The 14030-nt window shown below is 49.3% G+C and carries 10 protein-coding genes; 5 read left to right on the top strand and 5 right to left on the bottom strand.

The genetic code is table 11. The features are described from left to right. Positions 1–30: 30 nt before the first annotated feature. The 5 genes from nagE to ptsI form a co-directional block, all read right to left on the bottom strand. Positions 31–1413 carry an N-acetylglucosamine-specific PTS transporter subunit IIBC gene (gene nagE / locus P6910_RS07645; RefSeq protein ID WP_317145673.1) on the bottom strand — a complete coding sequence of 461 codons (1383 nt, stop codon included), beginning with the start codon at positions 1411–1413 and terminating at the stop codon, positions 31–33. A gap of 315 nt (positions 1414–1728) precedes the next feature. Beyond that, positions 1729–2244 (bottom strand): YgjV family protein, encoded by a 516-nt coding sequence (locus P6910_RS07640; protein WP_317145672.1) that lies wholly within the window; start codon positions 2242–2244, stop codon positions 1729–1731. A 25-nt stretch (positions 2245–2269) separates the two neighbouring features. Next, positions 2270–3475 (bottom strand): 5-aminolevulinate synthase, encoded by a 1206-nt coding sequence (gene hemA / locus P6910_RS07635; RefSeq protein ID WP_317145671.1) that lies wholly within the window; start codon positions 3473–3475, stop codon positions 2270–2272. Positions 3476–3909: 434 nt separating this feature from the next. Then, entirely contained in the window at positions 3910–6528 is a 2619-nt protein-coding gene (gene adhE, locus P6910_RS07630; protein ID WP_317145670.1) for a bifunctional acetaldehyde-CoA/alcohol dehydrogenase, read from the bottom strand. 175 nt (positions 6529–6703) lie between these two features. Next, on the bottom strand, positions 6704–8425 hold the full coding sequence (gene ptsI / locus P6910_RS07625) for a phosphoenolpyruvate-protein phosphotransferase PtsI (protein WP_317145669.1): 1722 nt from the start codon (positions 8423–8425) through the stop codon (positions 6704–6706). Positions 8426–9385: 960 nt separating this feature from the next. On the opposite strand from ptsI, the gene fba (P6910_RS07620) reads away from it, so the two are divergent. The 5 genes from fba (P6910_RS07620) (at position 9386) to P6910_RS07600 (ending at position 14006) form a co-directional block, all read left to right on the top strand. Further along, positions 9386–10243 (top strand): class II fructose-1,6-bisphosphate aldolase, encoded by an 858-nt coding sequence (gene fba, locus P6910_RS07620; protein ID WP_317145668.1) that lies wholly within the window; start codon positions 9386–9388, stop codon positions 10241–10243. A 165-nt stretch (positions 10244–10408) separates the two neighbouring features. Further along, positions 10409–11473 (top strand): class II fructose-bisphosphate aldolase, encoded by a 1065-nt coding sequence (fba, locus tag P6910_RS07615; RefSeq protein WP_317145667.1) that lies wholly within the window; start codon positions 10409–10411, stop codon positions 11471–11473. 182 nt (positions 11474–11655) lie between these two features. After that, a complete protein-coding gene (nagK, locus tag P6910_RS07610; protein ID WP_317145666.1) occupies positions 11656–12633 on the top strand; it encodes an N-acetylglucosamine kinase in 978 nt (325 codons plus the stop codon). A gap of 61 nt (positions 12634–12694) precedes the next feature. Beyond that, entirely contained in the window at positions 12695–12922 is a 228-nt protein-coding gene (locus P6910_RS07605; RefSeq protein WP_317145665.1) for a hypothetical protein, read from the top strand. Between the two features lie 97 nt (positions 12923–13019). After that, positions 13020–14006: a hypothetical protein gene (locus P6910_RS07600; RefSeq protein WP_317145664.1), complete on the top strand. Its 987-nt coding sequence runs from the start codon at positions 13020–13022 to the stop codon at positions 14004–14006. Positions 14007–14030 lie beyond the last annotated feature (24 nt).

Raw genomic sequence — 14030 nt, 5'->3', positions numbered from 1 at the left:
CTTCTTTGAGTCAGGACAAAATAGCTATTGTCACGCCATCATGGCGTTTATTTCACCCGCAACAATCTCGGCCTGGGGCCCAAGAATCACCTGCAGGCTATTTTCACCCAGTTTCACCACACCTTTGGCACCCATGGCTTTCAGGCCAGCTTCATCGATCAGGTCACGATTGGCCAGAGTCAGGCGCAGACGGGTGATACAGGCTTCAACAGAGGTCAGGTTGCCCTCACCGCCCAACAGTTCGATGTAACGCAGAGCACGCTCCGAACCACCGACTGCCTCAGAAAATCCTGCTGTTTCCGGCTCCTCATCTTCACGACCCGGTGTCTTCAGGTTGAAAGCCCTGATAGCGAAATAGAAAACACAGAAGTAAATAACAGAAAAAGCCAGACCAATGAACACGAGGGTCACAGGCTTGGTAGCCAGCCCCCAGTTAAGAGCCATATCCAGCGCACCCGCTGAGAAACCAAAGCCATGCAGAACACCAAACATATTAGTGACTACCAGAGATACACCTGTCAGAACGGCGTGAACAGCATAGAGGCCCGGCGCCAGGAATACGAACATGAACTCCAGAGGCTCAGTTACACCGGTCAGGAAAGCAGTAGCACCGACAGACAGCAGAACACCACCTACACGAGCACGGTTTTCTTTAGGAGCCGCCAGGTACATAGCCAATGCTGCAGCAGGCAGACCGAACATCATAACCGGATAGAAGCCCGCCATAAAAGTACCGGCAGTGGGGTCACCGGCAAAGAAACGAGGCAGATCGCCCGTGACTACCTCACCGGCAGCATTGGTGAATTCACCGAAGCCAAACCAGAAAACAGAATTCACAACATGGTGCAGACCTACCGGAATCAGGCCACGGTTCAGCACTCCATAGGCAAACTGTCCAATGGGGCCAGACTCAGAGATACCATTAGCAAATGCATCAATGACAGACTGAATGACTGGCCATACATAACCTGCTGCTACAGAAACAGCCAGAGCAATCAGACCGGTCATGATCGGAACCAGACGTTTGCCACCGAAGAATGCCAGGTAAGGTGGCAGTGCCACCGCATGGAAACGGTTGTAACTATGACCGGCAATAATACCGGCAATAATGCCGCCAAAGAATGACATATCAATATCGGCATTGATGGTCTTGGCCCCAGCAGTCAGGACAAAATAGCCCACTGCACCCGCCAGCACCGCTGCACCGGCATCGTCTTTTGACAGTCCGGCAGCAATACCCATCGCAAACAGCAAAGGCAGGTTACTGAAAATAGCGTTACCCGCTTCTGCGACAAAGGCAATATCCAGCAGGTCAGGCTGCCCCAGGCGCAGCAGGATTGCCGCAATAGGCAGTGTGGCAATCGGCAGCATCAATGCCTTACCCAGTCTCTGCATATAGCCAAGAATGTTCAAAATAGTTACCCCTTAGATATTAACGTCACCGCACAAACCTCAATCAAAACCCCGTGGAACTCAAACAGGCAGACAGTCGATAGGCAGCGAATGGTTTGGGACGAAATGTAACCGGTCACAACGTACCAGTTCAACTGTGTTGTGAAGGTTTCGTAAGGAGATTAACCTGTTATTGACCCAGAGCAAAAAAGCAAACGGAACATTTGGCGTCAGTCGTCATATATGACACGCCACTACACAGAGAACCTCAATGAGGCGCTCAAGCGATGGGAGCCAGATGTCTGTTCATTGGCTGGAATGAAACAGACGTAAAGCTCAGTACTCGGACTTTGTCACTATTGGGCTCTTGTTGTAGAACCTCAGGTAGGCCACGATGTTACTTAGCAGGAACAGCACTTCCATGACGACGGCCATCGGGGACAGGACAAGAACGTTGTGGCTCAACCAAACTACCGTCCCCACCATCATGATCAGTCTCATCTCACGATCGTCTTTACTGAATGCGCCTATCGTTTGCAGGCAGGAGCCGACGAAAGCCACGAGACTGATGAAAGACTCGTAAGTAACAAAGAGTGTCACACCATTGATAATCAAAAACAGGTTTCTTACCCCGGGCCGAGACGAAAAGTAACTGGTCAGATAGCGTATTGACGCAATCGTCATAACCACGGCCGCTGTGAAAGCATTGAGTAAGTAAAAGTGCGTCGCAATCAACACTCCCGCAATAAACAGGCACAACACCACGTGTTTGCGTGTTTTGAACTGGAAAGACAACAGGTCAAACACAATAGCAATGGATACCAGGATCTGTGAAAGCGTGTAATTATCCATGTTTACAACCCTTGTTCACTCTGGCTCACCCAAGCGCAACAGTTTGATCGATTTCTAGCTCAACGAACACGCTCTTGATTGCCTCAGCGAGGTGACGAATATGCGTCTCGGTGTGATTGGGTGTTGCATTGATCCGGAAGCGCCTGGCGCCTACCTCGACGGTTGCTGAGTTGATCGACTGAATGTAAATCCCATGCTTGCTCAGCAGCAGATCAGCCGCTTGTTTGCATTTCCGGGCGTCGCCGATCTTGACTGGCAAAATGTGCGTTTCTGAGCATCCCATGATGGGAATGCCCAACTCCGCAAAAATCGCGCGCAACAGCGCTGTATTGAACTTGAGCTTCTGGCGCTCAGAGTCCGAGGCTTTCAAGTGGTTGATGCTGGTTAAACAGGCTTTGGCGATGCTTGGAGGCAATGAAGTGGTAAAGATAAAGCCGGACGAAAACGAGCGAATAAAGTCGATAATGGTTCGGTTGCCAGCAACGTAGCCACCAATCACACCGATGGCTTTCGCCATGGTACCTTGTATGATGTCGATATCCGATTCGTGTCCCAAGGCCTCCGCAACCCCCGCCCCGCGTGCGCCGTACATACCTATGGCATGTACTTCATCCAAATAGGTCAAGCATCTGTATTTCTTCGCTAGTGTAACAATCCCAAAGATGTCGGCAATGTCACCATCCATAGAGTAAACGGATTCAAAGATGATCAGTTTCGGGCAATCGATGTCGACGGTTTTCAGAAGTGACTCGAGGTGGTCGGCGTCATTGTGTCTGAAGATGTGCTTTTGGTTTTTAGATGAGCGAATGCCATTAATGATGGAGGCATGATTCTTTTCATCAGAAAAGATTATTAGCTTTGGGAACATCCTCAGTAAACATTGCAAGGTGGCATCGTTTGAAGAGTAACCGGTCGGGTAAACCAGTGCAGCTTCTTTTTGATGCCAGTCTGCAATCGAGACTTCCAATTCAGTGAGATATTGGTGCGTGCCACCAATATTACGAGAGCCGCCGGAGCCAACGCCGTGCTGTTGGATGGCATCCACGGCGGAGGCCATGACCAGATCATTATGAGACATACACAGATAGTCGTAACTGCACCAGACCGTGACGGGCTTGCCGTTGGATAACGCACGAGGGTAATTGCATCCAATGCGATTGATGTCCGTAAATATTCTGTATTCGCCGGATTGTTTTATGCGAGCCAATTGGCTTTCCATTATTTCATACATCAGCAATTTGCTTTTTTTGTTATGTCTCATGATTATTTTATTGTGAGATGTAACAAACTGAAATAATTCAAAACATCAAATTATCCAATATAATCATTCACTTATTGCATTCAAGACAGGACATAGCCTCGCAACCATACTCCTGCCAGTGGGCTCACCCAAAAGAACCACCTCGTCAGGTGCTCACAGAAGTACACTTGAATCACTCAGCCTTAATGACCTCCTCATCCAACCGCTAATACCAAGCCAATACGCCAGCACGCCATAAACATCGGAGCCTCTCTGGCTAATGCTTGCCGGATAACGTTAGGCTCTTCGCTTTCGCCCCTTTGATTTCTTGTATTTGCCAACAGTCCATTGAACCAGTGTGACTCCAGATAGTTCAGAGCCGCCTTCAATGCTGATGTGTGGAACGCCCCACAGTAAAAACAAGATCACTCACCGTAATAAGCTTTCTTCAACAAATCTTCCAACTCGGAGACCAGCGGCATTCTTGGGTTTGCCGTAGTGCACTGATCTTCAAAAGCATGATCAGCCAGCATTTTGACTTTTTCCATAAACCCTTTCTCAGAAACCCCCAGCTCTTTCAGAGATAAAGGCATCCCCAGCCGCTTCATCAATTTACGAACAGCATTGGCCAGGGATTTGACCCCTTCTTCAGCGGTTTTGCAGGGCAGGCCCAGCACCTTGGCCACTTCGGCATACTTCTCATGAGCGATGTAATGATCGTATTTCGGGAAAGAAGCTACCTTGGATGGATTGGGACAACCGTTGTACTCAATCACATGTGGCAACAACAGTGCGTTGGCCAGACCATGAGCAATATGGAACTCATGCCCCAGATTATGAGCCATAGAGTGATTGATACCCAGGAAAGCGTTGGCAAAGGCCATACCGGCAATACAGGAAGCATTATGCATCTTTTCCCTGGCTACCTTGTCAGCTTCTTCGCAGGATTTCGGCAGATACTCAAAAACCAACTGAATCGCCTTCATAGCCAGCGCATCCGTATAATCTGACGCCATCACAGAGACATAAGCTTCCAGTGCGTGAGTCAGGACATCCAGACCTGTGTCAGCGGCCACCTTTTTGGGCACCGACAGCACCAGATTCGGGTCCAGAATGGCTACATCAGGCGTTAACTCGTAGTCCGCCAGAGGATACTTGATGCCTTTCTCTTTATCGGTAATAACGGCAAAGGAAGTCACCTCAGAGCCGGTTCCGGAAGTTGTGGGAATAGCCACCAGCCTGGCTTTCTTGCCCAGTTTCGGGAACTTGTATACCCGCTTGCGGATATCAAAAAACTTCTGGGCCATACCTGCAAAATCAGCCTCTGGCTGCTCGTAGAACAACCACATGCCCTTGGCTGCATCAATAGGAGAGCCACCTCCCAGAGCAATCACGACGTCCGGATTGAAAAGCGCCATATCTTCGGCACCCTCACGAATAGTCGCCAGACTGGGATCAGCCTCAACCTGATTAAACACCCTCACCTGCACTGGCACCGGACGTTTTCTCAGGTGGTACCGAACCTTCTCAACATAACCCAGACTCTGAATCACCTCGTCTGTCACGATGAACACACGAGAGATGTCGGGCATTTTTTCAAGGTATTGTAGAGAGTTGGCTTCAAAATAGATTTTTCCGGGCACTTTGAACCATTGCATATTAACCCTGCGCTTGGCCACACGCTTGACGTTGATGAGGTTAACAGCAGAAACGTTGGACGTCGTACTGTTGCCACCATAGGTGCCACAACCCAGAGTCAGGGAGGGCATGTTGGTGTTATAAATATCACCAATGGCGCCATGGGTGCTTGGCGAGTTAATGATGATGCGACCGGCCTTCATCGCCAGCGAGAATTCATCAATCACATCATCGTTCTGGGAGTGCAGAACAGCGGAATGCCCGAGACCACCAAAGTTCAGCATCTGGTCGGCGAGCTCAATCCCATGCTGGGTATCCCTGGCCTTGAGAAAGCCCAACACCGGAGAGAGCTTCTCGCGGGACAGGGGAAACTCGGGCCCAACCCCTTCAATCTCAGCCGCGATGACCCTTGTCTCTTGCGGTATTTTAATACCTGCCAGCGCCGCAATATCGGATGGTTTCATACCCACAATCTTACTGTTGACATGGCCATCAATAATGACCACCTCAGCCAGACGATCGGTCTCTTTAGGGGAGGTGAAATAGACATTCAGCCTCTTCATCTCTTCCTTGAAAGAAGCATAAACTTCGTCGTGTACTATGGCAGCCTGTTCGGACGCACAAATCATGCCGTTATCAAAACTCTTTGACAGAACCAGATCATTGGCGGCCTGCTTGATATTGGCAGTGCGATCAATAACACAGGGCACATTGCCCGGACCCACCCCAAGGGCCGGCTTGCCAGAGGAATAGGCGGCCCGAACCATACCTGAACCACCGGTGGCGAGAATGACTGATATCTCGGGATGGGTCATCAACTTCTGAGTGGCCTCCAGCGATGGATGCTCTACCCAGAGTATGCAATCTTCTGGCGCTCCTGCCTCTGCGGCTGCATCGCGAACAATTCTTGCCGCTTCTGTTGAACATTGTTGTGCCGAAGGGTGAAAAGCAAAAACAATAGGGTTACGTGTCTTGGCAGAAATAATAGACTTGAACATGGTGGTAGAGGTCGGGTTTGTAACTGGTGTGATACCACAGACAACACCCACTGGTTCAGCCACCAGCATGAAATCCTCCTCCTCATTATCCTCAATCACACCAACAGTTTTATCGTATTTGATAGAATGGTAGATGGACTCAGTCGCAAAAATATTTTTGGTGACCTTATCTTCGAGGATTCCCCTTCCAGTTTCCTCAACGGCCATTCTCGCCAGCTCCATGTGGGCAGACTGCCCTGCCAGAGCCATAGCCCGTGTCACCCGGTCCACGTCTTCCTGGTTGAGCTTCAGGTACTTTTCTCTTGCTATCCCGGCTCGCTTGAGCAGACCATCCAGCTGCTCATCCACACTGGACGCACTGTCGTGTTTTTTCTCCCGAGCCTTGGCTGCTGGTTTATTGCTGACCATGAGAACCACCTCACACTGTCGTTTATTAAGGCAAAATCACTTGCTAAAACATAGCTGGTTCGAAATATTCTTACTCTCTGGAACTGTGTCCGGTTTATCGGGCTCTATTCGAGAACTGTTTGTCTACTTACTTTCTCGGGCAATTCTAAAAAAAGGGAGCCTATGGCCCCGTCGATCACTGAATAAATGCATCAAGGGCTGCTTGCACATCCTTGATGGTAGGTTGATTCACCACATCATTGGCCAGTTTCTGCAACGCTTCGAAACGCTGCTCTCTAAGCACTTTTTTAACCCTGGGAATCGACGTGGCGCTCATGCTGAACTCATCCAGCCCTAAACCTGCAAGTATCAGGGCGGCACGCTCATCACCCGCCATTTCTCCACACATACCGGTCCACTTGCCGGCTTTGTGAGAGCAATCAATCACCCGTTTGATGGCACGCAGCACAGCGGGTGACATAGGTTCATAGAGATCAGCAATCATTTCATTGCCACGATCCACAGCCAGAACGTATTGGGTCAGGTCATTGGTACCGATACTGAAGAAGTCTACTTCTTCAATCAGCAGGTCGGCGATCATAACCGCAGCAGGGGTTTCCACCATAATTCCTGCCTCGACATGGTCATCAAAACCCACACCCTCATTGCTGAGCTCAGACTTGACCGCTACCATCATGGCTTTCAGCCGACGGGCTTCTTCTACGGAAATGACCATGGGGAACATAATCTTCAGTTTACCAAAAGCACTGGCTCTGAAAATGGCACGTAACTGGGTGTTAAGAATCTCAGGCTTGTCAAAGCACATTCGAATGGCTCGCCAGCCGAGAAATGGATTCAGTTCCTCAGGCAGATCAAGATAAGAAAGCTCCTTGTCACCTCCGATATCCAGAGTACGGATAATGACCGGCCGACCACCCATGGCTTCAGCAACAGCCTTATAAGCTTCGAACTGCTCTTCTTCCGAAGGCATTTGAGTGCGGTCCATAAACAGGAACTCTGTTCTGTAGAGACCCACACCTTCAGCACCATGACGATCAGCTCCTTCGATATCCTTGACCGTACCAATGTTGGCACAGACTTCGAAGGCTTTACCGTCCAGCGTTTCGCAGGGGACATCCTTAAGCTTGGTCAGCTCAATACGTTCTTCATCCAGCTGTTTCTGAAGCGTCCGGTAGTAGTCCAGAGCAGAGGCATCAGGATTCACCAGCACTTTATTGTTGACGGCATCCAGTATCACCTGGTCACCACTCTGGATTCTGTCAGTCGCCACCCTGGCTCCGACAATGGCCGGTAACTCAAGAGAACGAGCCATAATAGCAGAATGAGAAGTACGACCGCCGACGTTGGTCACAAAGCCCCAGACCCTTTCGAGATCGATCTGGGAAGTATCAGAGGGAGTCAGATCATCGGCAATAATAATGGAACCTTCTTCCACCTCTTCCAGAGAAGTCACTGGAATACCCAGCAAATTCTTCAGCATCCTGCGTCCCACATCCTTGATATCCGCTACACGCTCACGCAGATACGGGTCGTCCAGCTCTTCCAGCATACTGACATTGGCCATGATGGCATCATTCAGTGCCGCATCTGCCGGCTTCAGCGAGCGGATTGCTGAAATAACTTCTTCTTCCAGCTCTTCGTCTGTCGCCACCAGAATGTGACCTTCAAAGACTTCTGCCTCTTCTTCACCCAGCTTGCCTGCAGTTTTACTACGAATGGCCTCAAGCTGCTCAACTGTGCGATCTCTGGCCTGCCTGAAGCGAGTGATATCCGCCTCGACCTCAGAGTTGTCCAGAACGCCATCGCTGATCTGTATTTCGACCTCTTTCAGCACAAAGGCGTTACCAATGGCCACGCCGGAAGACGCAATGATGCCTGAAAACATGATCTTACCCACTCAAAAAATTACCTGCCGGGAAAAACAGCCTGCCCGCTTTCTTCTCATAATGAAAAGTGATGCAAACTATTCTTCCTGGCTCATAGCTGCCCAGCTACCGGAGTATCCGGCTCATAAGTGACAGGATACAGTCAGCAATCAATCACACAAACCCTGACATAGCTCGACAAATTATTTCAAAACGTGCACCTGAATACGGAGTTCAATACAAGCCTCACCGATTGTAGAGAGACCCACTCCAAGATAGTGCATCATCTAATTAATCGCCTGCCGTATGATGAACCAGTCACAGTAAAATAAACACCATCAACAAACGGTTTAGAATGCTTTCAAACCATACAAAGCCCATTGTTATACAATGTTTTTTCATTTATAAACGTGATCAATCCACTAACATCCAGGGTTGCTTCAGGGAGGCGACGTTATTTAGCACTTCAATCCCAAAAAAAGACATGACACACTCCTTCAGGAAACACCAAAAAAGCACCCACACTGTCACAAAAAATTGCTTCACACCTTAATAGGATTGACCTCCAGCCAATATACGCATTACTACCTAAGACCCTGTCAACAGGGCGACGGAATCATTTTTTACGGCATACCTCAACAGAACGCCCAGTATTTTCATATACTCTACCCAATGTCTTTTTTCATTAAACGACAACCTTATTTTAATAAAGAGAGAATATAATTCTTGCCGACATGAGCTTCTTGAAAAGATCACGACATCAATATGTTGAAACAATTCTTAAACTCTCTTTCTATATAACTGGAGAAAGATAAAGTTTTTTTGTTAGACTTCAGGCAAGCCAAGTTTCTAGCCTCTGGATTAATTTGCATCACGGCATAAACAATTCAGTTTGTACGGCTCGGTATGAAAGTGTTATCAAACTTCATTGTTGAGTGATACTCAAACTGATTCAGACTCAGCTCTCCCGACCACTGACCGAGGAAACCTTTATGGCACTGGTATCCATGACCGAAATGCTGAAAAAAGCCCTGGAAGGCAAGTACGCAATTGGCCAGTTCAATATCAATAATCTGGAGTGGACTCAGGCTATCCTGACTGCTGCCCAGAAAACCCGGTCTCCCGTTATTCTTGGCGTATCTGAAGGCGCGGCTCGTTATATGGGTGGCTTCAAGGTGATTACCGCAATGGTCAATGCCCTGATCGAGAGCATGGAAATTACTGTACCTGTTGCTATCCACCTGGATCACGGCTCCAGCATCGAAAAATGCAAAGAAGCCATTGAAGCCGGTTTCTCTTCCGTGATGATCGACGGTTCTCACGGCCCATTCGAAGAGAATGTTGCCATGACCAAAACCGTGGTTGAGTACGCTCACGCTCTTGGCGTATCCGTTGAAGCGGAGCTGGGTGTTGTTGGTGGTCAGGAAGACGACGTTGTTGCAGATAGCTGCATCTACGCTGATCCACAGGAATGTAAAGAGCTGGTTGAACGCACCGGCGTAGATTGTCTGGCGCCAGCTCTCGGCTCTGTTCACGGCCCATACAAAGGCCTGCCAAACCTGGGCTTCGAAGAAATGTTGCAGGTTAAAGAGCTTACGGGGGTGCCACTGGTTCTGCATGGCGGCACAGGCATACCGACTGCCGATATCCAGAATGCCATCAGCCGTGGCACCGCCAAGATCAACGTAAACACAGAAAACCAGATCGCCTGGACTAACATGGTTCGCAAGGTCCTTGCCAACGACGCCGAAGTTTACGACCCACGTAAAGTCATTGGCCCGGGTAAGGAAGCCATCATTGAAACCGTCATGGGTAAAATCCGTGAGTTCGGATCCGAAGGCAAAGCCTGATTTATCAGCCCGGTAGTTCAGACGACCGGGCTTATTATTTACCCACCTCTTTCTTATCTGAACTAGTATTCAAATACCCGAAGCCGTTCATGTTTTGCACCACTCCCAAGAAACAGGGATAATAGCCACCGAATTCAATCACCCCTTGATTAGCAGGAGCAGGCAATGGCCCTGATCAGCTTGCGTGAAATGCTCGACCACGCCGCAGAAAACAACTACGGTGTACCCGCATTTAATGTCAACAACCTGGAACAGATGCGCGCCATTATGGAAGCTGCCGACGAGACTGACTCCCCGGTCATCGTTCAGGCTTCTGCCGGCGCCCGTAAATACGCAGGTGCCCCCTTCCTGAGACACCTGATTCTGGCCGCCACTGAAGAGTTCCCCCATATTCCAGTCGTTATGCATCAGGATCACGGTACCAGCCCCGCTGTATGCCAACGCTCCATCCAGCTTGGCTTCACCTCCGTGATGATGGATGGCTCGCTGAAAGATGATGGCAAAACACCGTCTTCCTACGAATACAACGTTGACGTAACCCGTCGTACGGTAGAAATGGCACACGCCTGTGGTGTTTCCGTGGAAGGTGAACTGGGTTGCCTGGGCTCTCTGGAAACCGGACAGGCCGGTGAAGAAGACGGCGTCGGCGCAGAAGGCACTCTGTCACACGATCAGCTGCTGACAGACCCGGATGAGGCAGCAGAATTTGTAAAAGCCACTCATGTGGATGCCTTGGCCATTGCCTGCGGTACCAGCCACGGCGCCTACAAATTCACTCGTCCACCGACAGGCGATATTCTGGCGATCGACCGTATTCGTGAAATCCACCAGCGCATCCCGAACACCCACCTGGTGATGCACGGCTCCTCTTCTGTTCCCCAGGAATGGCTGAAAGTCATCAACGAGAACGGTGGGCAAATCCCTGAAACTTACGGTGTACCGGTCGAACAGATTCAGGAAGGTATTCGTCACGGCGTTCGCAAGGTCAACATTGATACCGACCTGCGTCTGGCATCTACCGGCGCTATTCGCCGCTTCATGGCTGAAAACCCTTCCGAATTTGACCCACGCAAATATTTTGCAGTGGCCACCAAAGCCATGAAAGATATCTGCATCCAGCGTTATGAAGCGTTCGGCGCTGCAGGTCAGGGTTCAAAGATTAACAACACCAGTCTTGAAAGCATGTTTATTCGTTACGGTAAGGGTGAGCTGGACCCAAAAATCCAGTAAAACAACCTCGCTTGATCAAAAAGCCAGCCTCCTGCGGGGATGGCTTTTTTTATGCTTAAACTGCTTTAAATCATTCAACTCAACTGATAATCAATGGTATAAAACACCACACAATTTTTAACTCAATATGTTTATCAGAAACAAACCCATATCTGAAAAGACACAGTCTATGAAGCCAACCGGTGACCTCTCAAGCAATAGCCTGTGCAGGTTTGTTTTCTATCGCAGCCATCAAACAGATTCAGGAGAGAGCCATGCTTTATGGGTTGGATATCGGTGGTACTAAAATGGAGCTGGCCGTTCTTGATCTTGAGCATAACAAAATCGTGAGCAAACGCTTACCCACACCCACGGACTCCTATGATGCCTTTAAAAAAAACATCCGGGAGCTGGTATTCGAAACCGATCGTGAATTAAACACACGAGGCAGTGTAGGTATTGGTATTCCCGGATTTGTTAACCCTGATACCGGCAAGGCTCTGTGCGCCAATGTGCCCTGTGCGAACGGCCAGAACCTGCAAGTTGATCTTGAATTACTTCTGGATCGCCCCATAAAAATTGAAAATGATGCCAACTGCTTTGCACTGTCGGAGGCCATTGGCGGAGCAGGCGATAAAATCTCTACCGTTTTTGGTGTGATTCTCGGAACCGGTTGCGGTGGCGGACTCTATATCAACGGTAAAATTCATGATGGTAGAAACAACCTGGCAGGCGAATGGGGACACACACCATTGCCCTACCATGTTTTCAAACTGGCTGGCGAAGACTTCCCCATCGTCAAGTGTGGCTGCGGCATGCACGGCTGTCTGGATAACTACTTGTCAGGCAGAGGTCTGGAGCTGACATATAAGCATGTTGCCGGCGAGTCCCGGTCAGGCAAAGACATAGTGCAACTTTACCGCCATCATGATGCCCGGGCAGAACGAGCTGTTGAGATTTATTGTGAGCTGCTCGCTTCGGGACTCGGTGCCATGATCAATATTCTGGACCCTGGTGTCATTGTCCTGGGTGGCGGCCTGTCAAACTTCGACGAACTCTACGAACTGATTCCTCCTCTGCTGCCAAAATACACCCTGAACATCGGACAACTACCGGAGATTCGCAAGGCAGAATTCGGTGATGCCGGGGGTGTACGAGGTGCTGCTATGCTGAATGCCTGATTCGTGACACTCCCGGCCTTGTCGAGGGTGTCGCAAAACTCTCTCCAGCGTGGGAACGAGTTTGACTCCTGTCAATCCCGGCTTCATTCTCGTCAATCCCGGCTTCATTCTCGTCATTCCCGGCTTCATTCTCGTCATTCCCGGCTTCATTCTCGTCATTCCCGCGAAGGCGGGAATCCACACTGACTCACCACCAGAACCATACTGCCCGGTGCCCCCCCTGGCCTTATCATCCCCGAGAAGGCAGAGATCCACCGTTGGCCCTGGATTCCCGCCTTCGCGGGTGTAGCAAAACTCCATTGTGCAGGAACCACCCTATTTTACAATTTATCAAAAGGGTCTACGCTTCACTGCAGATCTGATCCATAAGAGAGGAAGAGACACCGATGAATTCTTCCCATAATCCTGCAAGATGCCCGGGCTGCAATAAATTACCTTCAAAAGTCAGCTCACTGAAAATTAAAATGCTCAGCACTGTTAAGCTCATTGCGTTACTCGGCTTTTATTTTCATATGGCGACACAAGCGGACGACGGTGTTCAGATGAGTAAAACCCATGAAAGCTGTCATAAAGCCATGAGGGATCGCCATCAGCTTGACCCCTTTTATTTTCCCAGGCACCTGGTATGCCATACCACCCTTTCAAATAAGGAGCGTTGGATCTTCGAGAAAACTGTTTTCGTGCCTCCCAACACACTGGAATACGCATGTTACTCATTTCCCTCATTGACCTTTAATAGCTCTGGGAAAGACCTGCTCCCTGACTGTCAGACACTGTTAAAAATAGCTACCTACAGCAACCACGTCTATGAAATACCCGACTACCCTATCGTGCCCATCAAAGATGATATCTATCAACATCCAGAACAGTCTTTGTCAGAACTCGCTACTTATGCCCTGTACAATGGGGGTGGCAACCTGGTTGAAATTTTCTTCCATGGCATGATCTACCAGAAAATATGGAACACGTATCAGCTATCAAACAGTGCCTATGCCTTTCCGATGATGATGCTCGGCATGGTCTGGAACTCCCTTGAAGCCTATAAACACAGCCTGTACATCAACATCCATCGTAGCGAATTCAGCTTTTGGGAATTTGTGCTTGAAGTGTTCAGTAATTGCATTGAGATAAGCCTTGGCACGCCAGATATCTTTGATGCTTTAAGCTTCTGGCCTAAGACTTTCCGGGGCAAGATTGATGCAATGAAAGAAATAGCATTCTTTGGCTTGATCTGGATGAACTGTATGATCGCTTCACCCTCCCGAACGCCTAATCCCGGTTATGATGAGAATTGCCCTGACCTGGCTTCTACCCCCTTAAACATCCGCTGCAGCAAACAGATAGAAGAAATGCACGTTCTTCTGGATCAATAAGCTTGATAAAATCGGCGCAATCAT

It is taken from the genome of Endozoicomonas sp. 8E, from assembly GCF_032883915.1.
Lineage (GTDB): Bacteria > Pseudomonadota > Gammaproteobacteria > Pseudomonadales > Endozoicomonadaceae > Endozoicomonas_A.
This window is presented reverse-complemented; position numbering and strand designations above follow the sequence as displayed.